The sequence below is a fragment of the Novosphingobium aeonii genome, from assembly GCF_052279045.1.
Classification (GTDB): domain Bacteria; phylum Pseudomonadota; class Alphaproteobacteria; order Sphingomonadales; family Sphingomonadaceae; genus Novosphingobium.
This window is the reverse complement of sequence record NZ_CP176833.1, coordinates 1,401,216-1,424,884: the sequence shown is the minus strand read 5'-3', so window position 1 is coordinate 1,424,884 and position 23,669 is coordinate 1,401,216. Positions and strand designations below refer to the sequence as shown.

Here is a 23,669-nt window from a genome sequence, read left to right as displayed (position 1 = left end):
CCTGCGCGGGCGGCCCGGTTCGCTGAAAGGGGAATGCCCAGGAGGGGGCGGCAGACTGGATGCCTGCGGCCCCCCTTGTCTGGCTTAATCCAGGAAAGCGCGCATGATGCGGGACCGGCTCGGGTGCTTGAGCTTGCGCAGGGCCTTGGCTTCGATCTGGCGGATACGTTCGCGGGTAACCGAGAACTGCTGGCCGACTTCCTCAAGCGTATGGTCGGTGTTCATGCCGATGCCGAAGCGCATGCGCAGCACGCGTTCTTCACGCGGGGTGAGCGAGGAAAGCGTGCGGGTGATCATTTCCTTGAGGTTCGCCTGGATCGCGGCGTCCACCGGGATAACCGCGTTCGCGTCCTGAATGAAATCGCCGAGATGCGAATCTTCCTCGTCGCCGATCGGCGTTTCGAGCGAGATCGGCTCCTTGGCGATCTTCAGAACCCGCTTCACCTTTTCGAGCGGCATGGACAGGCGCTCGGCCATTTCTTCCGGCGTGGGTTCGCGGCCCTGCTCGTGAAGGAACTGGCGGCTGGTGCGGACCAGCTTGTTGATCGTCTCGATCATGTGCACCGGGATGCGGATCGTGCGGGCCTGATCCGCGATCGAGCGCGTGATCGCCTGCCTGATCCACCAGGTGGCATATGTCGAGAACTTGTAGCCGCGGCGGTACTCGAACTTGTCGACCGCCTTCATCAGGCCGATGTTGCCTTCCTGGATGAGGTCCAGGAACTGCAGGCCGCGGTTGGTGTACTTCTTGGCGATCGAGATCACCAGACGCAGGTTCGCCTCGACCATTTCCTTCTTGGCGATGCGCGCCTCGCGCTCGCCCTTCTGGACCATGTTGACGATGCGGCGGAACTCGGGAAGCGCCATGCCGGTGGTGGCGGCGATGTCCGAGACTTCCGAGCGGATGCGTTCGACAGGATCGGCCTCGGCCTCGGCGAAGGCGGCCCACTTCTTGTCCTTCTTCGCCATGTCGGCGAGCCAGGTGTCGTCCAGCTCTCGGCCCATGTAGGTTTCGAGGAAGTCTGCGCGCTTGACCTTGTGACGCTCGGCAAGGCGCAGCATCTGGCCGCCCAGCGTGGTGAGGCGCCGGTTGAAGGCATAGAGGTTGTCGACGAGATACTCGATCTTCGACGCGTGGAACTTCACCGATTCGACCTGCGCGGTGAGGTCTTCGCGAAGCTGCTGGTACTGGTCTTCCTTGGCGGCCGGGAAATCGATGCCCAGCGCCAGCGCGTCGAGGCGCTCGGACTGGAGGCGTTCGAAGGCCTGGAACAGCTCGGTGATGAGGATGAACTTCTCAAGCGCTTCGGGCTTGAGGGCCGCTTCCATCTGCGCGAGGCTGAGGGTGTTGTCTTCTTCCTCTTCCTCGGCCTGCCGCTTGGGGATCGGATTGCCGTCCTCGTCGACCTCGGAGGTTTCCTCCTCGACGTCGTCCTCGTCCTTGAAGGAGGGACCGGCGGTCTTTTCGCTGATCTCGCCGTCGTCGTCGCCGTCTTCCGTCAGGCTTTCAGGCGCGGGCTCTTTCGAAAGCATCGCGTCGAGATCGAGGATCTCGCGAAGCTGCATCTCGCCGTTGTTGAGCGCTTCCGACCACTGGATGATGGCGTGGAAGGTGATCGGGCTCTCGCACAGGCCCAGGATCATCATGTCGCGACCGGCTTCGATTCGCTTGGAGATGGCGGCTTCGCCCTCTCGGCTGAGCATCTCCGCCGCGCCCATTTCGCGCAGGTACAGGCGAACCGGATCGTCGCTCCGGCCGAGGGCTTCCGCACTCTTGCTGTCGGCCGCGCGGCGTCGGGTGCCTTCGCCGCTTTCGGCGAAACCGCTGTCTCCGTCGCGATCCTCGTCCGCGTCCAGTTCCGGCTCGGCATCGGCCGCATCGTCATCGTCTTCATTTTCGACGATTTTGACGCCCATTTCCGAGATCGCGGCCATGATGTCCTCGATCTGTTCGGAAGACATCTGGTCCTGCGGCAGCGCAGCGTTCAATTCGCTGACGGATATGACACCGAGGCGCTTGGCCCGCGCGATCAATCGCTCGACCGAGCCCCGGCCGGAATCGATCAGCGGTGCGTCGTTCTCCGCGCCATAATCTTCGTTGCTCATTCTTGTTCGCTTTTTATCCATTGTGCGCCTTCGGCGGCGTTGCTCCGCCAGGACAAAGACGTCGGTCTGAAAGTGCATTGCCTGACACAGCGGCAAAGCGCCAGCGATCTGTCACACGGCAAACCGGCAAGGGCCATTTTGAACGCCGACAGCTTTCCCGTCTCTATCATGGGTATCAAGCAGGCCGCAGGCAATGACGCCCATGCGTTTTCATGTCTCGGGGCATAAAGAAGGCTGTAGTTCGTGATTCCGATCAGCCGCCAGAGCATGGCCTTGGCCGGTGGAAACCGGCCAAGGCCCGCGGACCTCAGCGAAGGACCAGATTGACCGCCGAGGACTTGCCGCGGCGATCGATCTCGATTTCGAACTCGATCTGATCGCCTTCATGCAGGCCGGACAGGCCCGAGCGCTCTACGGCACTGATGTGCACGAAGGCATCGGGCTGGCCGTCATCGCGATTGACGAAGCCAAAGCCCTTGGACGCATTGAAGAACTTGACCGTGCCGCTGGCGCGTTCGCCCGTGGACTGGCGCTGTGCCGGCGCGGATTCCCGCCGAGTGGCGGTGATGACTTCGCCGACGATCGAGAGATTCGTTGCGGAGACCTTGCCGCCACGGTCGACCAGCTGGAACTCAAGCTGCTGACCTTCGGCAAGCGTCGTGAGGCCGGCGTCCTGAACGGCGCTGATGTGAACGAAGGCATCGTCGCCGCCATCTTCGCGCTGGATGAAGCCGAAGCCCTTATCCGCGTTGAAGAACTTGACCACGCCGCTGCCCTCGCCGATGACCTGAGCAGGAGCGCCGCCGCGAGGGCCGCCGCCGCCGAAACCGCCGCTACGCGCACCGCCAAAGCCGCCGCGCTGCCCGCCACCGAAACGGTCGTTGCCGCCGCCGAAGCGGTCGTTACCGCCGCCGAAACGGTCATTGCCGCCGCCGAAACGGTCGTTGCCACCACCGAACCTGTCACGGCCGTTACCGCGATTTCCTCTGTCAAAAGACATGACTAAAACGTACCTTCGTTGCGCTCGGTGAAAAAATGGCCCATGCGCTTGAACGCGGCGCGCCGGGCGTAATAACAATCAGCTTACAATACGAAGTGTTCTGACAGGGCTGTGATACCCTGTGGCTGATTGTCAGATAAAAATTTAATGATGTATATCTATTTCGAAATATTTTGGCACGTAAATGCTGCATTTGCCAAAATCCCGGGCAATTTTGCCTTTGGGTTCGAAAATATTTCCTGCAATTGCAGGTGCATATTGTGGGGCGCGGCGATCGATGTCTTGATTCCTTTAACGGTCATCACGGCGCGTGCATCATGATTGGCGCGCCTTTTTTGGACTTGTCTCGCTGCATCGCTGCCCCATAGCACCGAATTTCCTATCAGACCATCCGAGAGCCTCGTACAGTGAGGTTTTCCGAGATCGGCGCGGCAGTTTACCGGGAATCCTTGAAAAATCCGGCTGAATCGGGCTCGGCGGGGCAGGAAATACGATACCTGCAACACTCCGTCGCTTCGCATCGCGGTGAAAATCTTGGTGTGGCGAGCCATGGTGCCAGCTTGCGCTTGCGGGGCGAAGGGAATCGCAGCCGCCCGGATTCTGTCTTGAGAATGAGAAAAGGACGGGCAAGGCGTGGCTCGGCGGACTTTGATCGATCGGATCGATGGTCAGGCCTTGCCATGCGGCAGGGCACGTCGGGGGATGCCTGTGATGCGAACCCATATTGAATGGCTATGCAGGATTTCCAATCGCCACCGGTGAATGGGCGGATTTCCGCGGTTTTCCCGGCAGGAGAATGAATGCCGCGGATCCTGAATTCCGATGATTCCCGTGTACGGTGAAGGAGGGGCGGCCGAACGGGCAAGTCCAAGTGTCTATAACGGCGGGATATATAGGCGTTCGGTGAAGCGCTCGTTCTCCCCCCGGCCCGAGGAATTTACCTTGCTCGATTTTCTGAACAATTGGCGGCTTTCTAAAAAGCTGCTGGCAGCCTTCAGCCTGCTCATCGCGCTTCTGAGCGTAGTGGGTATCAATGGCCTTGTTTCGACAAGGACCATGAACTCTATCGCCCAAAGCCACGTCGATCACGGCATCGCCAGCATGTCGGCGCTGGAAGCGGTGATCAGCAATGCGCAGGCGCTTCGCTCGCTGGTCTATGCCAGCTACATCGCGAAAGACGCCGGCGAAGCGCGCGATCTCAAGCAGCGCTATGACACCGCGCGGGCCGATCTCAACAAGGCGGTGGAAGAATACAGCCAGGTAGCCGATGTCAGTCTGGCAGGCGACCTTACCCGGCTCAAGAGCGGGATCGATAGCCTCTATGCAGTGAACGAGCGCACGCTGAACCTGCGAAGCGCGGGCGATCTCGAGGGCGCGCTGGCGTTGATGAACACCGATGGTCGCGCTGCCTCGCGCGATGTGACGACGCGCACGGATGCTCTGGTGGACAAGGTTCGCGAGCTTTCGAGCCGCCGAGCCGAGCAGGGGCAAGCCACTGCCGAACTGACGACCTGGCTCTCCGCCGGCCTTGCCGTGATCGGTATCGCTGGGATTCTGCTCATCTGGCGCGTGCTCGTGCGCACCGTCGCCGCGCCGATGAGCCGGATCACCGAGGTCACCACCTCGCTTGCCGAAGGCGGCCACCAGGCGGTGCCCTATCGTGAGCGTCGTGATGAAATCGGCGAGATAGCGCAAGCCGTCGAGCAGTTCCGTGTCGCCTCCGAAGCCCGTGCCGAGATCGATGCGCGCCACGCCAAGGAGCAGGAAGTCGTCACCTCGACGCTGCGAGCCAGCCTTCAGGCCATCAGCGAAGGCGACCTGACGCGGTCGATCAACGCCGATTTTCCGCCGGCCTATGGCGAACTCAAGAACAACTTCAATTCGGCTGTGGGAGCGCTGCGCGATCTCATCGGTGCGGTCGCTGAAAGCGCCGTTACGATCCGCACCGGCTCCAGCGAGATCGCCCAGGCATCCGAGGACCTGGCCCGCCGCACCGAAAGCAATGCGGCAAGCCTCGAAGAAACCTCGGCGGCCATCACCCAGATGGATCAGCGCCTTCGCGCCACCGCCGAATCCGCCGGTCGCACCGTACAGCGGGCCGATGGGGCCATGGGTGTGGTTCAGACCGGCCGCTCGATCGCCGATGAGGCCGTGCAGGCTATGGGCCGCGTCAGCGAGAGCGCCAAGGGTATCGATTCGGTGATCGAGGGGCTCGACAAGATCGCCTTCCAGACCCGGGTTCTTGCCATGAACGCTGCCGTAGAGGCAGGCCGCGCAGGCGATGCAGGGCGCGGTTTCGCGGTGGTGGCCGATCTCGTCTCCGCGCTCGCCATGCGCTCGGAAGAGGAAGCCAAGCGAGCCCGGGAGCAATTGACGGCGACGCAGACCGATATCGGTACTGCTGTCGGAGCGGTGCAGCGCGTGGACGGCGCGCTCCAGAACATCTCGGGCGACGTGACCGAGGTGCATACACTGCTGAGCGACATCGCGGCTGACAATCAGGTGCAGTCATCGACGATCACGCAGATCAGCGCAGCGATCGGCACGATGGACCAGGCGACGCAGCAGAACGCGGCGATGGTGGAGCAAACCTCGGCAGCGGCGCGCACTCTCAACAGCGAAGTCACCGCTCTTTCGGACCGCGCTGCAATGTTCCGCACCGGAAATGGTGGCGTGTCCCATTCCCCGCGCTCGTTTCCTGCCGCTACGCCGCGCGGCGCAGGGGCGGCGATCCCTTCCATCTCAGTTCGAAGCCCCAAGGTGGCCGCGTTGGCAACCGGGCAGGACGATGACTGGATGGATTTCTGACCGGGATGTGAGGGCGCGAAGAAGGCGCGGATCGGAGGGTTGCCGTTCTTTGGACGGGCGGTAACCTCCATCAAACTTGTGCCTGTCGCAGGTTCTCCCGGATTTGTGCGATAGCCGATAATCAATTATGTGAATGAAAAATCATCATATCTATTGATTTTTGATATGAGGTGCAATGCCGCAATCCCGAGGAAACAGCGCAAGATAGTGCGCGGTTATTCAAAGGGAGAGACTAGGCTCAGGACCCATTGATTGACGGAGGTCGATGTGATTCAGGCTCCGCAAGGAGACTGAGCATGAGCGGCCTGCCAATCAATGGGTCCTGAGGCTGCAATGAGTGCTAAGGGGACCCGCCTCGCTGCGCCAGAATCTGCTATCGCGGGCTAACCTGCGGAAGGGTCGATCAGGAACTTCTCGCCTGTGGCCTTGCGCTCGTATGCTTGCAGGACGTCCGGCTCCAGGGCTTCCGCCAATCCGATCACGCGGGTGTATTTGCTGGCGAATGTCGTTGTCAGTTCGTCGATCACGCGGCGGCGCAGGCGGGCTACGACTTCGGGGCCGGCTTTCTGGAGGAACGGGAACAGCAGCCAGCCCGACACGCCCCACTGGAAGCCGAAAGCCAGCCGATTGAGGATCGTCGGCGAAGTGTCCAGTGCGCCGTAGATGTAGAGCTGTTTGAACACGGGTGAGCCGTAGCGGTTGTATTCGGGCATCGCGCGGACCTGCGCCTGTTCCATGGCCTGCATGATGTCGCTGCCCAGCGTCCCGCCGCCGATGGCGTCGAAGGCTAGGGTTGCGCCGGTTTGCTCCACGGCTTCCGCAAGCCGGGCGGCGAAGTCGTCGTCCTTGCTGTTGATCACGTGCGCGGCGCCGATCTCGTTCAGAATGTCGGCCTGCTGCGTAGAACGGACGATGTTGACCAGCGGTATGCCGTCCCGCAGGCATACCTTCTGCAGCATCTGCCCGAGGTTCGATGCGGCGGCGGTATGGATGATCGCCTTGTGCCCCTCGCGCCGCGCAGTTTCGACGAAGCCGAGCGCGGTGAGCGGGTTGACGAACATCGAAGCGCCGCTTGCCGCCGTCGCGCCTTCGGGCAGCGGGATCACCTCGCTCGCCTTGATACGGCGATAGTCGGCATACATCCCTCCGCCGATCATCCCGACCCGCCTGCCTTCCAGCGCGGCGGCGTTCCGTCCGGCTGCGACGACGGTTCCGGCGCCTTCGTTGCCCACGGGCATCGACTGGCCAAGCCGCGCCGCGACACCGGCCAGACGGGCCGGCGGAATATCGAAAGTCAGGCTTCCGTCTCCGCCATCGCGCCGTTCGAGTGTCGCGATATCGGCAGGGCCGAGCAGCAGTCCCAGGTCGCTCGGGTTGATCGGCGCGGCTTCCACGCGGACGACGATCTCGTCGTCCGCGGGATCGTCGATCCGCACCTGTTCCAGCGACAGTGTCAGCTTGCCGTCATCGATCGTGGATCGCAGTTCGCGTCCTGTGAAGCCCATGACCTTCTCCGCTTGTTTGGCCGCGGCCGAAATTGCCGCCAGTCGGCGGAACATAGGCAGCGCGCCGGCCCGCGCAAGGATCGGGCAAGAAAACGGCCTGCTTCCAACAATAACATTGCCTTGCAGTTTGCCGAGGTCATAGTTGGCGCCAACGAGAAGATGGGAAGGGTAGAGGACGTGCAGAACGAAGCCGATACGACCACGTCGTTGTCCGCGATTGCCTCCGATCCGCGTTACCGCAAGTTGTTGGCAAGCCGGTCTCGCCTTGGCTGGCAATTGGCGGGAATAATGCTGGCGGTCTTCTTCGGCTTCATTCTCGTGATAGCCTTTCGCAAGGACCTGCTGGCGGAACCGATCGGCCAGGCGACCACGACTTGGGGCATCCCGGTGGGTCTCGGGGTGATCCTCGTAGGGATCGCGCTCACCGGCTTTTACGTCTTCCGCGCAAATCGCGATTTCGATCCGCTGCTCGAAGCCATTCGCAAGGATGCCGCGAAGTGAGCGGCCGCCTTGCCGCAGTGCGCTCCGGATCGGTTCTGGCTGTGCTTGGCATGGCTGTTCCCGTGCCGGCATTCGCCGACGCCCTGACCGGGCAGACGCAGCAGCAGCCGACGAACTGGCCTGCGATCCTCATGTTCGGGGTGTTCGTGCTGGCAACTCTCGGGATTACCCGCTGGGCGGCACGAAAGACCCGTACGACGGCGGATTTCTACACGGCGGGAGGCGGTATCACGGGATTCCAGAACGGATTGGCGATTGCCGGCGATTACATGTCGGCGGCATCGTTCCTGGGGATCTCCGCCCAGATTTTCGCCGACGGCTACGATGGGCTGATCTACTCGACGGGCTTTCTGGTGGGCTGGCCGATCATTCTCTTCCTGCTTGCGGAACGCCTTCGCAATCTCGGCCGCTACACGTTCGCGGACGTGGCATCCTTCCGTTTCGCCCAGACCCCGGTCCGTCTCTTTGCCGCTTCCAGCACGCTCGCCGTCGTGCTGTTCTACCTCATCGCCCAGATGGTCGGCGCGGGGCAGTTGATCAAGCTGCTGTTCGGGCTGCCCTATTCCTATGCCGTGGTGATCGTGGGCGTGCTGATGACGTTCTATGTCCTGTTCGGGGGCATGATCGCGACCACATGGGTCCAGATCATCAAGGCGGTACTGCTCCTGGGCTGCGCCACGCTCATGGCTTTCGCCGTGCTTGCCAGCTTCGGCTTCTCGCCCGATGCCCTCTTCGCGCGCGCGGTAGAAGTGAAGGCGGCGCTGGCACTCGATGCCGGCGCCGACCCGGCGACGGCGGCGGCCAAGGGGCGGTCGATCATGGGGCCGGGCAATTTCATCAAGGACCCGGTTTCCGCGATTTCCTTCGGCATGGCGCTCATGTTCGGGACAGCGGGCCTGCCGCATATCCTGATGCGCTTCTTCACCGTTCCCGACGCCCGGGCCGCGCGCAAGTCCGTACTCTGGGCCACCGGCTGGATCGGCTATTTCTACATCCTGACTTTCATCATCGGCTTCGGCGCGATCGTGATGGTCGCGACCGAGCCGGCCTTCCTCGATCCGGCGACGGGCGCCTTGCGAGGCGGCGGTAACATGGCCGCGCTTCACCTGGCTGATGCGGTTGGTGGCAACCTGTTCCTCGGCTTCGTCTGCGCGGTCGCCTTCGCCACGATCCTTGCGGTCGTTGCCGGGCTGACCCTGGCCGGTGCGTCGGCCGTCAGCCATGATCTCTATGCGTCGGTGCTGCGCAAGGGAGAGGCGAGTTCCGAGGATGAACTGCGCGTATCGCGGCGAACGGTGGTGGTCCTCGCGCTCGTCGCGATTCTGCTGGGCATCCTGTTCGAGAACCAGAACGTCGCGTTCATGGTCAGTCTGGCTTTCGCGCTGGCCGCCTCGGGCAATTTTCCGGTGCTGCTGCTGTCCGTGCTGTGGAAAGGCTGCACCACGCGCGGGATTGTGTGGGGCGGGTCGATCGGCCTTGCGCTGGCGCTTGTCCTGACGATCCTGTCACCCGCGGTCTGGGTCTCGGTGCTTGGCCATGCCGACCCGGTGTTCCCCTTCACTTCGCCGACGCTGTTTTCGATGCCACTGGCGTTCTTCACGATCTGGATCGTTTCCCGGCTTGACAGGAGCGGCCGCGCGGCGGTGGATCGTGCAGGCTATCTTGCGCAGCGTGTCCGTTCCGAGACCGGGATCGGTGCCGCCGGGGCAAGCGCGCACTGATCTCCCCGGCTCCTTCGGAAAACCGGAAGCGTCGTCTGGACTGGGCCGGGGACGACGATATGAAGTGCCGGAATGAAATCTCGAAGCGATATCACAGGCCTCCTCGATGCTGCCCGGACGGTGATTGCGGCCAGGGGCATCTCGGGCATGAGCCTGCGCACCGTCGCAGAGGAAGCGCAGATTTCGGTCGGCTCGATCAGCTATCGTATCGGTGACCGCGCGGCGCTGATCGCCGCCGTTCTCGATCGCGAAGTCGAACTCATGGCCGAAGCGCGCCGTGAATGGCGTGAGCGGGTGGGGGATCACGACCCTTTCGGCGCCGGGAGCCTGGCCGATCTCATCTGCGAATGGCTGGACCAGGGCGCGCATTCCCGGCGCACGTCCGCGATCGTCACGTGCGAGCTGGCCTTGCTGGCCAGCCGCGAGCCGCAATCGCTTCGCGCGATCGACGCGCTGCTGGATGAGGGGCAGGGGCTCTGGCGAGACGTGCTGCCCCCCACCCCGCTGGGCGGGCGACTGGCCCATTTCATCGCCAGCTACTGTCTGGACGAACAGGTCTTCTCCATTCTCCTGGCCGATGAGACCGATTACCGGCTGCTGCGCCATTCGACCGTGCGTGCGATGCTGCGCGGCAGCGGGGCGTCCGGCGATCCCACCGGTTCGCGGTGGCACATGGCGCTGGTGGAACGGCTCGCGGTGCCGGCCTCGGCCGCTTATGACGAAACCGCGGTTCCGCCGCAGGGCGCCAAGGGTGCCATTGCGGAGAATATTGCCGATATCATCGTGGAGCAGGGGGTGGGTGCCTTGTCCCACCGCACCGTGGCGCAGGCGGCGGGCGTAGCGACCTCCAGCGCCGCTCACCACTTTCCGACGCACCGCGATATCCTGTTCGCAGGGGTGGAGGCCGTCTATCGCCGCCTGCGCAGCCGCATCCATGCCAGCGGTGCGAAGCTGGGCAGCAGCGACATCATCCGTCTTACGCACGAATGCGCGCTGGCGGCGCTGGGCGATCCGGCATTCCGGCCTTTCGCGATCGACATGCGGCGCAGGCGGGCGGAAAATGTCCATGGCCAATATGCGCAATGGCTCGGAATTCCCTCGGACAGCGACCGGGCGCGCATCCAGGCGATCGTCATGGCTTCCATCGGAAACGGCCTGCGCAGCCTGGCGACCGAGGCGGAATGGCAGGCCGCGCCGGATCTCGTTCACGCTTTCACTGGAGGCGGTACGAGTGTTTTAATTGAACGAAAAATGAAGTGAAATAACCAATACGATTGTCCTGAAAGAGTCATGAAGCGCGCTTAGAGGCGCGTCCTGAAGACCCGTGGTCAACAGGACGGAGCCCCTATGTCTGCCTTCAAGCGCAATCGCAGTATCCACCTTCTCTCGACCATTCTGGCAGGTGCGATCGCGCCGTGCTGGGCGATGACGGCGCAGGCCGCCGAAGCCCCCGTCAGCGATGACGCGCTGCCCGAAATCACCGTCACGGCCGAGCGCCGCGCGGAAAGCAGCCAGAAGGTGCCGCTGGCGATCCAGTCCATCGACGGCGAGACGCTGGCCAAGACCGGCTACACTTCGGTCACCGATCTGCAGTACACGATGCCGGGGGTGCAGTTCGACCCGACCCAGGGCGCCGCGTTCCAGATCCGCGGCGTCGGCAGCACCTCTTTCGACTTCTCGAACGCCAAGTCGGTCAGCGTGGTCGTGGACGACGTGGTCATGGACGGCCAGCGTGCCAACGGCCTTACCGGGCTGGTCGATATCGACCGGGTGGACGTGCTGATGGGGCCGCAGGGTACGCTGTTCGGCAAGAACGCCACCTCGGGCGTGATTGCGGTGACCACCACAAAGCCGAAGATCGGCGAATGGTCGCTGCGCGGCAGCGCCAGCTTTGGCGAGCATGACGAGCGCATCCTGAACGCCACCGTGAACGTGCCGCTCGGCCCCATCGCAGCGCTGCGCGTCTCCGGGTTCGACCAGGCCTTCGACGGGTTCGGCCGCAACGTGACGCTGAACCGCAAGGTGGGATCGCAGCACGAGTACGGCGGCCGTGCTCGGCTCTATCTGGAACCGTCGGACAGCTTCAACCTGACGCTTTCGGGCGACTATGCCTACCACTGGGACAGCAGCGTGCGCACGCCGGTTTCCGGCCAGTCGGCGGAAGTGACCGCGATCCTCAAGGAATTGGGCGTCGTTCCCGGACCGAAGAGCGCCGATACCGCGGATTCCTCGTTCGGCCAGATCATCACCGAGGAATACGGCACCTCGCTGCGTGCCAATGCGAAGCTGGGTGACCACGAGCTGACCTCCATCACCGCCTACCGCGCGACCCGCTATGACAACTGGACGCCCGCCAGCCTCACGCCCTACGATCGCTACGCCTACATCCCGTTCAATCTCGGCCAGCTCGATACCGACAAGTTCAGCCAGGAAATCCACCTGGCCTCGCCGACCGGCGGCTTCGTGGAATATCTGGTCGGCGCGTTCTACAACCGGCTTCATGCTCGCCAGACACAGCTTCAGTGGTCGACCGGCGGGCAGCCGCTCTACGATGCCGCCGGCACGCCGCTGCCCACGCTGATCGCGCTGACGGGGGCGATCGGCAAGGATGGAAACGCCTCTCTGTTCGATTCCGTGAACGAAACCGTGGCCGCGTTCGGCCAGCTCAAGTTCAATTTCACCCCGCGCCTCAGCCTGACCCTGGGCGGCCGTTACACGCACGACAATAATTCGCAGAGCATCGATTACGTCTATGTAAACCCGCAGGCGATTGCCGGGTACACGCCGAACTTCGTGGCTTCCAGCGCGGCTCCGGCTTATGATTTCGGCCGCGTGAAGGGAGACAACTTCTCCTTCCGCATCGCGCCGACCTATCAGCTTGCCGACAATGTCATGGTCTACGCGACATATTCCACCGGCTACAAGCCGGCCGGGATCGCCTTCGTCGGCAACAAGTACGCGCCTTACGAGGACGAGACGGTCAAGGCATGGGAAGCCGGCATCAAGTCCGAATGGTTCGGACGCCGCCTGCGCTTCAACCTCGACGTGTTCCGTTCGGACTTCAAGGACTTCCAGGCCACGATCCTGACGCAGATACCCGATGGATCGGGCGGCACGATCAACGCCACGGTCATCGGCAATGCCGGCGGCCTGCGCACGCAGGGCGTGGAAGGGAACCTTGTGGTCCAGCCGATGCGCGGCCTGCAATTGTCCGGCGCGGTGACTTACACCGATGCCAAGTTCACGGACTACGTCTACAATGCGACCACCAACTACACCGGCTCGCGCCTGACGAATTCGCCCGAATGGTCCGGCACGGCAGCGGTCGACTACGATCACGAGTTCGGCTCCGGCCTCGGCCTGCGCGCCCATGCCGACTATGCCTATCGCAGCGAATACTGGACCGTGGTGGGCCAGCCTGCCTATTCGCATGTGCCGGGCTACGGACTGGTCAACGGCCGGGTGAGCGTGAAGCTGCCCGATCGCCCGGTGGAGATCGGCGTCTACGCCCGCAACCTGTTCGACAAGTACTTCTCCACCGGCTGGCAGCAGTACGGCGTGCTGGGCCTGTTGCACTACACGTCGCCCAATGCGCGCCGCACGGTCGGCGGCTTCGTCAACGTCAGCTTCTGACCCGCGCGAACCCGAGGGAGCACGCATGAAACGGATGAAACCGGCCATGGCGATCGCCGCCATGGCCGCGCTCTGGGCCAGCGCGGCCATGGTCAGCGCGGACGAAGCCGGCCCGCTCGGCACGCCGCCGGTAAACGCACCGGCCGCCGAAGGGGAAAGGCTGCCGATCAACGCGCTGCAGGTGGTGGGCACGCACAACAGCTATGCGCTTCCGGCCGACCCGCGCGCGATGGCGGTAATGGCCCCGCGCCTCAGTGCGCTCATGCAGGCGATGACCGGCGGCATGAGCGCCGAGCAGCGCGCCGCCATGGAGGACGAGCATCCCGGCGGCCTCGGCGGGATGGCGCAGGCGCTCGACTATGTGCAGATGCCGCTTCAGGCCCAGCTTCGCAGCGGCGTGCGCAGCGTGGAGATCGATCTCCAGCCCGATCCGCAGGGCGGGGCCTATGCCGATCCGCTGCCCTATCGCGAACTGCGGGCCCGGGGCGTGACCGATCTTGCGCCGATCTACCGTGACGAACTGGCCCGGCCCGGCCTGAAAGTGCTGCATCTGGCGGACCTCGACTTCCGCAGCCAGTGCCCCACCTTCCGGTCCTGCCTGACGCTGCTGCGCCAGTGGTCGGACGCGGAACCGAACCACAGCCCTGTCTTCGTCCTGCTTGAACCCAAGCTTTCCGGACTGGACCGCGTCATTCCGGGCGCCACCCGGGTACCGCCGTTCGACAAGGCGCAGTTCGAGGAAGTGGACGCGGCGATCCGCGAGGTTCTCGGCCGGGAACGGGTGATCGCGCCCGACGACGTGCGCGGCGCGATGCCGCGGCTGGAAGACGCCGTGCTCGCCGGGCGCTGGCCAACGCTGGGCGAGGCGCGGGGCAAGTTCGTCTTCCTGTTCCTGGTGCCCGCGATGAACCTGGCGGCGTTCAGGCCCTATCTCGATGGTCGGCCCTCGCTGGAAGGACGAATGGCCTTCGTGCAGGGCAAGCCGGGCATGGCCCATGCCGCGTTCATGCTTTACGATAACGCGCTGACGCATGGCGCCGAAATCCGAGATGCCGTGCGCAAGGGCTATCTCGTCCGCACCCGTGCCGATATCGACACCGGCGATGCCCGCCGCGACGACGCCGGCCGCCGGGATGCGGCACTGGCCAGTGGCGCGCAGATCGTGTCGACCGATTATCTCACGGCGCCCAACATTTACGGCAATGGCTATCACCTTGCCCCGTCGGCGCGCGGCTGGCGATGCAATCCGGTCGTGACCGGTTGTCCCCGCCCCTGAATATCCGGATTCATTGGAGAACATCATGACCACGCGCAGGGCGCTTCTTGTCGGTGCTCCGACGACCTTGCTGGCCGCTCCGTCCGCTTTCGCGCAGGCGCTCGGCGAAGCCGGTGTTTCGGGCGGCGACCTGTCCGCGCTCGAACGGCTCATGGCGCAGACGCTGAAGGGCGAGCTGGGCGACGAGGCCCTGGCCCATGAGCTTGCCGCTCATGTCGCCGATGCCGGTTTCCGCTGGGGCTATCCGATGTTTCCGGTTCGCGCGGCGGACAGCGTCGTGGCCTACAGTTTCGGCTATCGTTCGGCGACGGGGAAGGTGAATCCCGATACCGGCCTTACCGACGGCGAGGAAGCGCCTGAACCGGGGCCGATCAATGCGATGCTGGCCGATGCCGTGCAGGCCATTCGGCGGTTGCGCAAGGTGCGGGTCTACGCGCAATGGGAAATCGCGCAAGTCCTCGCCGACAGGCACGGCATGAAGGATGTCGTGCCGATCTACCCCGCCAAGGGCGAGGATGGCCGCAAGACCTACCTCAGCACCGATGGGGTCGCGCGCGGCGTGATCGCTCATGCCGGCACGGCGCAGGCACTGGGCAAGGTCGCCGTCGTCGGGCACCGCGATCATGTGAAGCGCTGCATCCTGGTCTCTCGCGCCAACGGCATGGCGGCCGCCGCCGCCCGCGAGGTGCCGCTTCCGGTGGATTACGACCCTCGCTCCGCCCAGCCCTGGACCCGGCGGCGTGACGCCTACCTGCTCAGCGATGTGATCGCCCAGCTCACGATGGCGCGGGCGCGGATATTGTCCGACCTGCCGGGCTGAGCACGCGGACACCGCTCATGCGGCTGGGCCGCTGTTTCCACGGCGTCAAAAAAGCGAAGCCAATTGCGGCTAGGGCAACCTGCATGGCCACCGCGTTCGAATCCTCCATCCCGCCGCCAGCGCGGCCCGGCGCGGCCACGGCGATGAGGCTTGGTTACAGCAGCGGCAACATGGGCAAGAGCCTTGTCTGGAGCAGCTTCGAAAGCGTGCTGCTCTATTTCCTGGTGCTGCATGGCGGGGTTCCCGTCACTCATGCCGGTGTGTTGCTGACCTTGCTCATGGTGTGGGACGGGCTGGCCGATCTCGCCATAGCCTACCGTACCGACCGGACCGGGAGGCAGGACGGACTGGCACGGCTGATCGGCATCGGGGCACCGCTTTGCGGCGCCTGCTTCGCGCTGATTTTCGCCGCGCCGGTGCTGGGCGGCACGGCGTTTTCGCGAACGGCCATCGTGGTGGCAGCCGTGATCGGCAGCAGGATCGGCTATACGCTTTGCGATGTCGGCCACAACACGCTGATGGTCCGCATGGCGGCGAGCGAACGGGACAGTTCCGGAATTTCGGCGCTGCGCCTGATATTCAGTGCCCTCGGCGCGGGATGCACCGGGCTGGCATTGGCGCAAGTGCTGGCGATCCACGATCCTTCGGACCAGCGCCGCGCTTTCGTTGCGTTCGGCGTGGCGGGGGGAACGATCTATCTTTCAACTCTGCTCATCGCCCGCGGGGTGACGCGGCATCTCCCAGCTACCGGGCGCGAACCCTCACGAGGCGGCGCGGTACGGATGGTACGCAGCCTGCTTGCAGACAGCGGCTATCGGCAGATACTGGGTATCGTCGCCGTTCAGGGCGCGCTGGTGCCGTTCTTCATGCGCGCATTGCCGTTCCTGGGGCGCGCCACCATGAGCGAGCCCGCATGGCCGGGATGGGCCTTGTTCGCGATCACGCTTGGCCACGGCGTCTCGCTTCCGCTCTGGATGAGCGCCGCGCGGTGGCGCTCATCGCGGGACATCCTCGCGCTGGCACATCTCGGCTTCATCGCGGCCATGGCCGGGTTCGCCCTCGCTTTCCGGCAGCCCGCCGCCACGGCGTGCCTGTTCCTGCTTGGCGCGAGCCTGGCGGGCATGAGCATGGCGGTCTGGGCGCTTCTGGCCTCCCATGTGCAGTCCGGCCGGTTTTCGGGCGCCGGAGGAGAAGCGCTGCCGGTGGGGCTGTTTCTCGCCACGCTCAAAGTCGCCTCCGGCATCGGCACCATGCTGCTGGCGGCCGTCCTTTCCGCGTGCGAGGGCGCGGCAGCGGGTGCGGGCGCAGGGAACCCGGTGCTGGCGGCCTCTATCGGCCTTCCCGCTATCGGCTCTGCCTGCCTGTTGCTCGTCCACTGCCTTGGCCGGTCCCCGGGCCGACCGGCATAAGGGCCGCAGCGGCGGCTTCCGGTCAGTCCTGCGGCATTTCGGCCATGATCTCTCGGCGGATCGCCGCGATCCCCATGGGGCTTTTCCAGCGCATGCCGATGTCGCGGGCCGGTGCGCCGGGGCCGCTGGAGGACAGCTCGGCGAAACGCGAATCCTGCGCCCGGAACACTTGCGTCATCGTGCCGTCGCGGGCGGTGCCGTTCATTTCGGTCCAGTGGTCGGGATGGATGTGGCGATCCATGAAGCAATCGACGAACAGCGCCTGCCCGACCGCTTGCGGATCGGCATAGCGGCCGTCGGCGAAGCGGGTGGTGGGGTGCCACGGGCGGGCCAGCGCCACGGCATGGTCGGGCACGCCCGCCTCGCGCGTCAGGCGGCAGCGGTGGAAGACGATGCCGTGGGCCTGCGACAGCGGCGTTGATGGCGCGGCCACAAAGGACTGGAATTCGCCGGGGGTATAGGGTGCTGCACGCGTGCGGGTGCGGATTTCGCTATCCTCGATCAGCAATTGTCCGTTGCCGAAGATGAAATCGACATTGCCGGCGATCAGGCTCTTGCGGATCAGCGCGCGGCCGCCATTGGCGAACAGCGTGTCCTGATAGCCGAGCAGAGCTACCCGGTCGAGGCGCACGCGGTCGCTCGCGATGTCGAGCAGCAGGGCGGCGGCTTGCGGGTTTCCGATCTTGCTCTCGGCGCCATCAGGCAGGCGGTCGTTGGCGAGGTAGTCGTAAGTGTTCTCGATGGTGAGGTCGCGGACGGCGATCTCCCGCGCATTGATGGTGAGCGTGGCCGATCCCGGCGTGCCCCAGCCGTTGCGGTGATAGGCCTTGGCGGTCTGCGCGACGGCGCCGAAATGGATGCGGGTGTTCTCGCGCCCGCTGCCCACGAGGCGGATGCGGTCGCGGGCGATGACGGGCTTTTCCGCATAGTCGCCCGCGCTGACGCGGATCGTGATCCAGCGCCCGCTCGTATCGCGCGCTGCGGCACCGAGCGCCATGCCGATGGAGGTGTAGCAGGGCGCGGCGCTTCCCGTGCAATCGCGGCGCACCGCCAGTTCGGTGGCGGGGGCCTCCGCCGCTGCGGGATGTGCGATCGCCGCGAGGAGCGGCAGCGCGAGAAAGCGGAGGCGTGTCATTTCGGGCTCCCGGCAGCGGCGAGGGGGCGGAGGAAGGTGTCGATCTCCCCGGCGGTGCGGGAGAGCCAGGGATCGAACAGCCAGAAGTCGTGCGGAGCGCCGGCGAAGGCGAATTCGCGGTGCGCCACGTGGTTCCGGTCAAGCGCGGCGATCACCCGGTCCTTGCCCACCGTGAAGCGGGCAATGCCGCTGCCGACGATCAGGGTGGGCGGCGATTGCGGCCCCACATGGCTGGCGGCGCTGGCCTCGCGCCAGCGCTGCGGCATCGCCTCGAAGCTGCCGCCCAGCAAGCGGGCGAAGGGAGAATCGGGGCCTGCCGCATTCTCGAAGCGCAGGGCTTCGGGGTCGGCCATGTCGAGCACGCCGTCGAGGTCGATGAGGGCGTTGGGCCTTGTCTTGCGCGTCTCTCCGTAAAGGCCGCCCGGCCCCGCATAGGCAAGCAGCGCGGCCATCTGTCCGCCCGAAGAGGCACCGCCCAGTGCGATGCGATCGGCGCTGATGCCGAATTCGCCGGCATGGCTCTTTGCCCATGCCAGTGCGTCCGCCACGTCCTCCATCCCGGCGGGGTAGGGCGCTTCGACCGAGAGGCGGAACTCGGGCAGGAACACGGTATAGCCCCGCTGCGCGAGCAGGTTGGCAAGCGCGTAGAAATGCGTCTTCGCGCCAGAACGCCATGCGCCGCCATGGACCAGCACGATGCCCTGTCCGTTGGCTGTCGCCGGCCCGAAGATGTCAAGATGGAGCGTCCGCGCTGCCAGGGTCTTGTAAGGGCGATCGAACAGCACCGATTGCCCTTCGCGCCATGTCACGGCGGGCCATGCGATGCCGGGGTAGATGTCGCGATACTGTGCGAAACGCTGGTCCACGGTATAGCTCTCGTCCACCTCGCGCGCCGAGCCCGGCAGGGCGATCAGCGCCATCGCGAACGTCAGGCCGGATCGGAACAGCTTGGGCATCGCGCATCCTTCAGCTTCTCGAATTTGGAAAAAGGGGGCCGCCGTCCGGGGGAGGACGGCGGCCCAGGGAGCAACTTTTGCAGCGTCAGAACTGGTATCTGGCGCCCACGAACCACTGCGCGCCGGTGCGGGAGAATTCGCGCGTGAGATACTGCGTGCCGTCTCCGGTGCCGTAGATCCGCTCGCGCTCGTTGGTGATGTTGATACCCTGCACGTTGAGGCTGAGCCGCTCGGTCAGGTTGTAGTAGGCCGAGAGATCGACTTGCGTCGGGCCGTACTTGCGCTCCTGCACATGGCCGTTGCCGCCCGGTTCGCTCAGCAGATAGTCGTCGCGCTTGTTGACCGAGACGCGCAGGCCCAGCTTGCCGGTGTCGAAATAGCCGGTGAAGTTGTAGGAATTGGGCGAAAGCCCGGTGGAATCGTGCGCCGTGACATGGGTGTAGTTCGACGCGATGCCGAAGTTGGAGAAGACTCCCGGCAGGAACGTGAACGGCAGGTTCAGCGTCACTTCCACGCCCTTCACCTTGTCCCCGTCGGAGGAATTGACCGCTGTGTAGAAAGTGTAGGGCACCTGGGCGGGATCGGCGTTGTAGGAAGGATCGTAGCGCGGGTCGGCATAGATCGCTGCCCAGTATTCCTGCGGCACCATCTGTTCGATCACCGAGGTCTTGAGAGAGCGGATGATGTTCTTCTGGAACAGCCCTACCGCGAACAGGCCGCTTTTGCTGAAGTACCATTCGAGGCCGAGGTCGAAGTCGTCCGACAGGTAGGGCTTGAGGTCGGGGCTGCCGAGGTTGCTCACCGTGCGCGTGGTATATTCGAACACCGGGCTGGCGATGTTGAGTGAGGCAAGGCCGGGCCGGGTCATAGAGCGGGCATAGGCGAAGCGGGCGACGAGCTCGGGCGTCAGGTTGAGCGCGGCGTTGAACGAAGGCAGCAGGTTGTCGTAATGGCGCTTCACCTCCACCGGCGAACCGGCGATGACCGCGCTGGATTCCACGTCGGTGCGGACATAGCGAAGCCCGGCATCGAGGCGCAGGGTCATCGAACCGATGTCGAAATCGCCCATCACCTCGCCATAACCGCCCGTGGTCTTTTCCACGACCTTCCAGCCCGCCGCGACATTGGCGGTGTAGCCGTCGTTGAACAGGCCCGAGCCGGCGATGGCGTCGAAATCGACCACGGCGAAGGTGGGCAGCCCGCCCGAGACCACGCCGTCGCCGAAGTGGCCGATCGGGAAATCGGTCATGTAGGCCTGGGGCTCGAAGCTCGGCAGCGCGCCCTGCGCTTCGGAATAGCGCACCATGCGGCGGCTGTAGGCGACGCCGGCCAGCGCGGTGAAGCGGCCCTGCTGGAATTTCGCGTTGGCCTTGGTCGTGAAATTGTCCTTCACCACCTTGTTCAGCCGGTTGGCCGCGGTCAGCGCGTTGATGTAGTTTTCCGGATCGTTGGGGTCGTAGTCGCCATAGTCCACCACCGCCACGTCGCGGCTGCCGGTATAGTCATAGGAATAGTAGTGCGGGATCGAACGCGCGTAGAAGCGCAGTTCGTTGCGGTCGGCACTGTCGCGGGCCTTGCCGATCATGCCGTCGAAGGTGAGGTTGTCGCTCGCCTCGTATTCGCCCGAGAAGACGAACTGGGTGAACTTCGAGGTCGAGGTCTGGTGGCGGCTCTCGTACCATGAGGTGACGTCATCGAACGCGGCGGCGACCAGTTGCTTGCCATCGGGGGCAATCGTGAACGAAAGCGGGGTCTGCCCGACATAGTTGCCCGCAGACCCGTGCGTGAGCAGCCATTCCATCGAGTTGTAGCTGTAGCGATCGTTGTCGAGCTGCGAATAGAGCGCGTCGAACGTGAGCTTCAGCCCGTCGAGCGGGCGGGCCTGGATCGAGCCGCCAAGGCCGAGCCGCTTCTGGTCGTTGCCGAAGAAGTCGGCGCGAGGCAGGCGCGGGGCCCAGAGGCAGTCGAGCGAATCCGCCGCGCCGCAGTTCTCGGGGGTGCCCGAGACTTCGGGATCGGTATCAGCCCAGCTATCGCCGTTGACGAAGGGCGAGGTCCAGCGGACGCTGGAAAAGCCCTCCTGATAGACGGTGCGCTTGGAATAGCTCGCAGAAAGCAGCACGCCGATGGTGTCGTCCGCGAACGTGTCGGAGATCATGACCGTGGCGCGGGGATCGACCTTCCGCGAGACCGTGTTGTAGCCGGCCTGGCCCGAGGCGACGACGTGGAAGCCGGGGGAATCGAACGGCTTTGCCGAATAGAGATCGACCGTGCCGGCGATGCCGCCTTCCTCGATCGAGGCGCGCTGGGTCTTCTGCACGTCGATGCGGTTGAACAGTTCGGAGGCGAAGACGTGGAAGTCGAACGCGCGGCCTGCGTTGATCGTGAAGCCGCCGGAATCGAGCCCGTCGCTGCTGGCGGGCACTTCCATGCCGTTGAGCGTGGTGCGCGTGAAGTCCGGCGAGAAGCCGCGCAGGGTGATGTTGCGCCCTTCGCCGCCCTCGCGCGAGATGGTCACGCCAGGCAGGCGCTGGATCGATTCCGAGAGGTTGAGGTCGGGCATCTTGGCCATGTCCTCGGCCATGATGCTCTCGGTCACGTTGATCGCCTGGCGCTTGACGTCCTGGGCCCGCTGGAGGCTGCCGCGAAAGCCGGTGACGATGATTTCCTCGGCGGTCGGCATGGCTTCGGCGGCGGGGGCGGCATCCGTGCTGGCGGAGAGCGCGACAGGCGGCTCGGCCGAAAGCGCGGGTGCAAGAGCCACTGGAACGGTCGCCACGGTCATGCGGGCGGGATTGCCGGCAGGCATTCGGCTGCCGGCAACGATGGCGTAGGACGCCGGGCCAGTGCGCCGTGCCGAAAGCCCCGTTCCCGCGAGCAGCCGAGCAAGCGCCTGGTCTACGGTCATCTCGCCGCGCACGGCATTGGTGCGGATTTCGTGGGTCAGCCGGCGGGCGGCGATGATCTGGATGTCTCCCTGCCGGCCAAGCTGGGTAATGGCGGTTTCGGCAGGCTGGGCTTCAATGACGAACTCTCTGGTCTGCGCCGCGGCCTGCGCCGGGGATGCGATCGTGCAGACGATGGCCGTAGTCGCGAACAGCGCATTACGCGCTTTGTTTTTGTGCATTATTATCCACCCCAAATATATATTGCGGGTTTCTTCGAACCCGTATTGTCAGAGAGTCATTCCTCCGAAAAATCCTTCCCCTGAATTTGTTTTTAATCCGAAGAATTGAGAGAAATTCTGATGAGGTCGGGATTGCTGGTATCCAGCGTTATCCCAAGGCTGGCCTTCACGGCATCGGCGAAGCCTTCCGGGTCGTTGATGCGGAACAGGCCGTCGAACTGTTCGCGGGCGATGCGCGGGTCGGCGATCACGATCTGGCGGGCGTTGTAACGGTTGAATTCGTTCGCGGCTTCGTAAAGCGAGCGCCCGTCAAGATCGATCATGCCGCTGCGCCAGGCCAGCGAACGGTCGACCGAGGTGGGAATGCCCGCTTCATAGTCGATCACGGCATGGGCGCTGAGCGTGGCGCGGTCGCCCGCTTCAAGGCGCATGTGCAGATCGGGCCCGCCCGCCGGGGCCGCGCTCCAAATTTCGACCACGCCCTCGGTGACGAGCACTTCCACACCGGTTTCGCGCCGCCGTACCGAGAAGGCGGTGCCGACCGCGCGCACGCGCACGTCGCCCGCCGCCACCACGAAGGGCCGTTTGGCGTCCTTGGCGACCTCGAACCAGGCCTCCCCTTGCGCAAGTTCTATGTCCCGGCTGCGCCCGGCCATGTCGACGACCAGCTCGCTGCCCGAATTCATCGTCATGACCGAACCATCGGCCAGCGGCAGGCGGCGGATTTCGCCGAGCTTCGTTTCGTAGACGGCAGGCGCGCTGCTCCAGCGCACGCCGGTCACGGCAACCGCGGCCGAGGCGGCGATGCCCGCCAGCAGCCCGCGCCGCGCCAGCAGCGCAGGGCGGGCAGGCGCGGCTTCCTCGCCGTCCTGTGCGGGCGGAGCAGATTCTTCTTCCGGCACGGCGGCGGGCGTGAGGGCATACCACTGGGACTGCACCTGCAGCAGCAGTCCCTGGCGAAGCGGGTCTTCGGCCAGCCAGGCCTGAAGCTGCGCCTCGTCCGCTTCGCTCCACGCATCGCCGTCCATGCGCGCCACGAAGGCGGCGGCGGCATCGCGCGCCGCCTCCCGCTCGCGGGATCGGGGATCGTGCGTGCTCACCATGGGCGGGCCTCCCGGCGCTCCGCACCCGTGAGGCGTTGCTCGTTCTCCGCCTCTGCCGCGTCCCAGGCGGCGCGGATCGCGCGAACGCCCGACCAGACCTGCTTTTCCACGGCCTTCTCGGTCATCCCGAGATGCGCGGCGATTTCCTTCTGCGACCAGCCTTCGATCTTGCGCAGTTCCACCACGCGGCGGCAACGCTCGGGCAGGCGGGCGATGATCTGCAGCACGCGGGCGTAGTTCATGCGGCTGGACGCCTGATCCTCGGGAGAGGGGGCTTCATCGTCATACCAGCTTTCGACATCGCTGAAGGCTTCCAGAACGACCACCTGCTGGCGCTTCATCCGGCGCAGCATGAGATTGCGGGTGATCGCGAACATGTAGGACAGCGGCCGGTCGATGTGATCGACCGAAGGGAGCATGGCTATGCGGCAATAGGCTTCCTGCATCACCTCGTCGACATCCTCTGGCGAGAGGCGCGAACGGGCCAGCCAGCGCCGGACCCGCGCCTCGTGGGGCACGATTTCGCGCGCGACCCAGACCGCGATGCGGCGCCTGCGCGCGAACTCCTT

Annotated in this window: 17 protein-coding genes; 8 read left to right on the top strand and 9 right to left on the bottom strand. The window is 64.8% G+C overall.

Translation table 11 applies throughout. The annotated features are described in order from the left end of the window. Positions 1-84: 84 nt before the first annotated feature. From rpoD to ACLIMP_RS21555, 3 genes are all read right to left on the bottom strand, one after another. Positions 85-2,106 carry an RNA polymerase sigma factor RpoD gene (rpoD, locus tag ACLIMP_RS21565; protein WP_132469189.1) on the bottom strand — a complete coding sequence of 674 codons (2,022 nt, stop codon included), beginning with the start codon at positions 2,104-2,106 and terminating at the stop codon, positions 85-87. A gap of 307 nt (positions 2,107-2,413) precedes the next feature. Continuing rightward, positions 2,414-3,106: a cold-shock protein gene (locus ACLIMP_RS21560; RefSeq protein WP_054435959.1), complete on the bottom strand. Its 693-nt coding sequence runs from the start codon at positions 3,104-3,106 to the stop codon at positions 2,414-2,416. A gap of 158 nt (positions 3,107-3,264) precedes the next feature. Then, positions 3,265-3,657, bottom strand: a complete 393-nt coding sequence (locus ACLIMP_RS21555) for a hypothetical protein (RefSeq protein WP_185999919.1) — start codon at positions 3,655-3,657, stop codon at positions 3,265-3,267. Positions 3,658-4,048: 391 nt separating this feature from the next. Here ACLIMP_RS21555 and ACLIMP_RS21550 point away from each other — a divergent pair, with 391 nt between their 5' ends. Then, a complete protein-coding gene (locus ACLIMP_RS21550; RefSeq protein ID WP_292636580.1) occupies positions 4,049-5,914 on the top strand; it encodes a methyl-accepting chemotaxis protein in 1,866 nt (621 codons plus the stop codon). A 383-nt stretch (positions 5,915-6,297) separates the two neighbouring features. Here ACLIMP_RS21550 and ACLIMP_RS21545 read toward each other — a convergent pair whose 3' ends face one another. Beyond that, positions 6,298-7,419 (bottom strand): zinc-binding dehydrogenase, encoded by a 1,122-nt coding sequence (locus ACLIMP_RS21545; protein WP_185999918.1) that lies wholly within the window; start codon positions 7,417-7,419, stop codon positions 6,298-6,300. Positions 7,420-7,539: 120 nt separating this feature from the next. Here ACLIMP_RS21545 and ACLIMP_RS21540 point away from each other — a divergent pair, with 120 nt between their 5' ends. The 7 genes from ACLIMP_RS21540 to ACLIMP_RS21510 all read left to right on the top strand — a co-directional run bounded on the left by ACLIMP_RS21540 (position 7,540) and on the right by ACLIMP_RS21510 (position 16,779). Further along, complete coding sequence (locus tag ACLIMP_RS21540) at positions 7,540-7,920, top strand: DUF485 domain-containing protein (RefSeq protein WP_443478304.1); 381 nt, start codon at positions 7,540-7,542, stop codon at positions 7,918-7,920. Positions 7,921-7,970: 50 nt separating this feature from the next. After that, positions 7,971-9,641, top strand: a complete 1,671-nt coding sequence (locus ACLIMP_RS21535; RefSeq protein WP_186000165.1) for a cation acetate symporter — start codon at positions 7,971-7,973, stop codon at positions 9,639-9,641. 72 nt (positions 9,642-9,713) lie between these two features. Beyond that, positions 9,714-10,901: a TetR family transcriptional regulator gene (locus tag ACLIMP_RS21530; RefSeq protein WP_443478303.1), complete on the top strand. Its 1,188-nt coding sequence runs from the start codon at positions 9,714-9,716 to the stop codon at positions 10,899-10,901. Between the two features lie 87 nt (positions 10,902-10,988). Continuing rightward, the gene (locus ACLIMP_RS21525) at positions 10,989-13,274 is read left to right on the top strand and encodes a TonB-dependent receptor (RefSeq protein WP_132469191.1); all 2,286 of its coding nucleotides are present in this window, start codon (positions 10,989-10,991) and stop codon (positions 13,272-13,274) included. Positions 13,275-13,299: 25 nt separating this feature from the next. Next, on the top strand, positions 13,300-14,550 hold the full coding sequence (locus tag ACLIMP_RS21520; RefSeq protein ID WP_185999915.1) for a Ca2+-dependent phosphoinositide-specific phospholipase C: 1,251 nt from the start codon (positions 13,300-13,302) through the stop codon (positions 14,548-14,550). Positions 14,551-14,575: 25 nt separating this feature from the next. Next, positions 14,576-15,370: a hypothetical protein gene (locus ACLIMP_RS21515; protein ID WP_185999914.1), complete on the top strand. Its 795-nt coding sequence runs from the start codon at positions 14,576-14,578 to the stop codon at positions 15,368-15,370. A gap of 83 nt (positions 15,371-15,453) precedes the next feature. Next, positions 15,454-16,779 carry an MFS transporter gene (locus ACLIMP_RS21510; protein WP_185999913.1) on the top strand — a complete coding sequence of 442 codons (1,326 nt, stop codon included), beginning with the start codon at positions 15,454-15,456 and terminating at the stop codon, positions 16,777-16,779. 22 nt (positions 16,780-16,801) lie between these two features. On the opposite strand, the gene ACLIMP_RS21505 is transcribed toward ACLIMP_RS21510, so the two are convergent. From ACLIMP_RS21505 to ACLIMP_RS21485, 5 genes are all read right to left on the bottom strand, one after another. Continuing rightward, positions 16,802-17,914, bottom strand: coding sequence for a pectinesterase family protein (locus ACLIMP_RS21505; protein WP_185999912.1), 1,113 nt, complete (start codon positions 17,912-17,914; stop codon positions 16,802-16,804). Further along, positions 17,911-18,870 (bottom strand): alpha/beta hydrolase, encoded by a 960-nt coding sequence (locus ACLIMP_RS21500; RefSeq protein WP_185999911.1) that lies wholly within the window; start codon positions 18,868-18,870, stop codon positions 17,911-17,913. Before ACLIMP_RS21500 ends, ACLIMP_RS21505 begins: the two co-directional genes overlap by 4 nt. A gap of 85 nt (positions 18,871-18,955) precedes the next feature. After that, positions 18,956-21,997 (bottom strand): TonB-dependent receptor, encoded by a 3,042-nt coding sequence (locus ACLIMP_RS21495; protein ID WP_185999910.1) that lies wholly within the window; start codon positions 21,995-21,997, stop codon positions 18,956-18,958. A gap of 92 nt (positions 21,998-22,089) precedes the next feature. Further along, positions 22,090-23,100 (bottom strand): FecR family protein, encoded by a 1,011-nt coding sequence (locus tag ACLIMP_RS21490; RefSeq protein WP_443478302.1) that lies wholly within the window; start codon positions 23,098-23,100, stop codon positions 22,090-22,092. Next, entirely contained in the window at positions 23,094-23,618 is a 525-nt protein-coding gene (locus tag ACLIMP_RS21485) for an RNA polymerase sigma factor (protein ID WP_231635673.1), read from the bottom strand. The genes ACLIMP_RS21490 and ACLIMP_RS21485 overlap by 7 nt, the downstream gene beginning before the upstream one ends. Positions 23,619-23,669 lie beyond the last annotated feature (51 nt).

Excerpts from the sequence above, each read along its gene's own strand:
- rpoD (WP_132469189.1), bottom strand. The coding sequence starts at position 2,106 with ATGAGCAACGAAGATTATGGCGCGGAGAACGACGCACCGCTGATCGAT.
- ACLIMP_RS21560 (WP_054435959.1), bottom strand. The coding sequence starts at position 3,106 with ATGTCTTTTGACAGAGGAAATCGCGGTAACGGCCGTGACAGGTTCGGT.
- ACLIMP_RS21555 (WP_185999919.1), bottom strand. The coding sequence starts at position 3,657 with ATGGCTCGCCACACCAAGATTTTCACCGCGATGCGAAGCGACGGAGTG.
- ACLIMP_RS21545 (WP_185999918.1), bottom strand. The coding sequence starts at position 7,419 with ATGGGCTTCACAGGACGCGAACTGCGATCCACGATCGATGACGGCAAG.
- ACLIMP_RS21535 (WP_186000165.1), top strand. The coding sequence starts at position 7,971 with ATGGCTGTTCCCGTGCCGGCATTCGCCGACGCCCTGACCGGGCAGACG.
- ACLIMP_RS21530 (WP_443478303.1), top strand. The coding sequence starts at position 9,714 with ATGAAATCTCGAAGCGATATCACAGGCCTCCTCGATGCTGCCCGGACG.
- ACLIMP_RS21525 (WP_132469191.1), top strand. The coding sequence starts at position 10,989 with ATGTCTGCCTTCAAGCGCAATCGCAGTATCCACCTTCTCTCGACCATT.
- ACLIMP_RS21520 (WP_185999915.1), top strand. The coding sequence starts at position 13,300 with ATGAAACGGATGAAACCGGCCATGGCGATCGCCGCCATGGCCGCGCTC.
- ACLIMP_RS21515 (WP_185999914.1), top strand. The coding sequence starts at position 14,576 with ATGACCACGCGCAGGGCGCTTCTTGTCGGTGCTCCGACGACCTTGCTG.
- ACLIMP_RS21510 (WP_185999913.1), top strand. The coding sequence starts at position 15,454 with ATGGCCACCGCGTTCGAATCCTCCATCCCGCCGCCAGCGCGGCCCGGC.
- ACLIMP_RS21505 (WP_185999912.1), bottom strand. The coding sequence starts at position 17,914 with ATGACACGCCTCCGCTTTCTCGCGCTGCCGCTCCTCGCGGCGATCGCA.
- ACLIMP_RS21500 (WP_185999911.1), bottom strand. The coding sequence starts at position 18,870 with ATGCCCAAGCTGTTCCGATCCGGCCTGACGTTCGCGATGGCGCTGATC.
- ACLIMP_RS21495 (WP_185999910.1), bottom strand. The coding sequence starts at position 21,997 with ATGCACAAAAACAAAGCGCGTAATGCGCTGTTCGCGACTACGGCCATC.
- ACLIMP_RS21490 (WP_443478302.1), bottom strand. The coding sequence starts at position 23,100 with ATGGTGAGCACGCACGATCCCCGATCCCGCGAGCGGGAGGCGGCGCGC.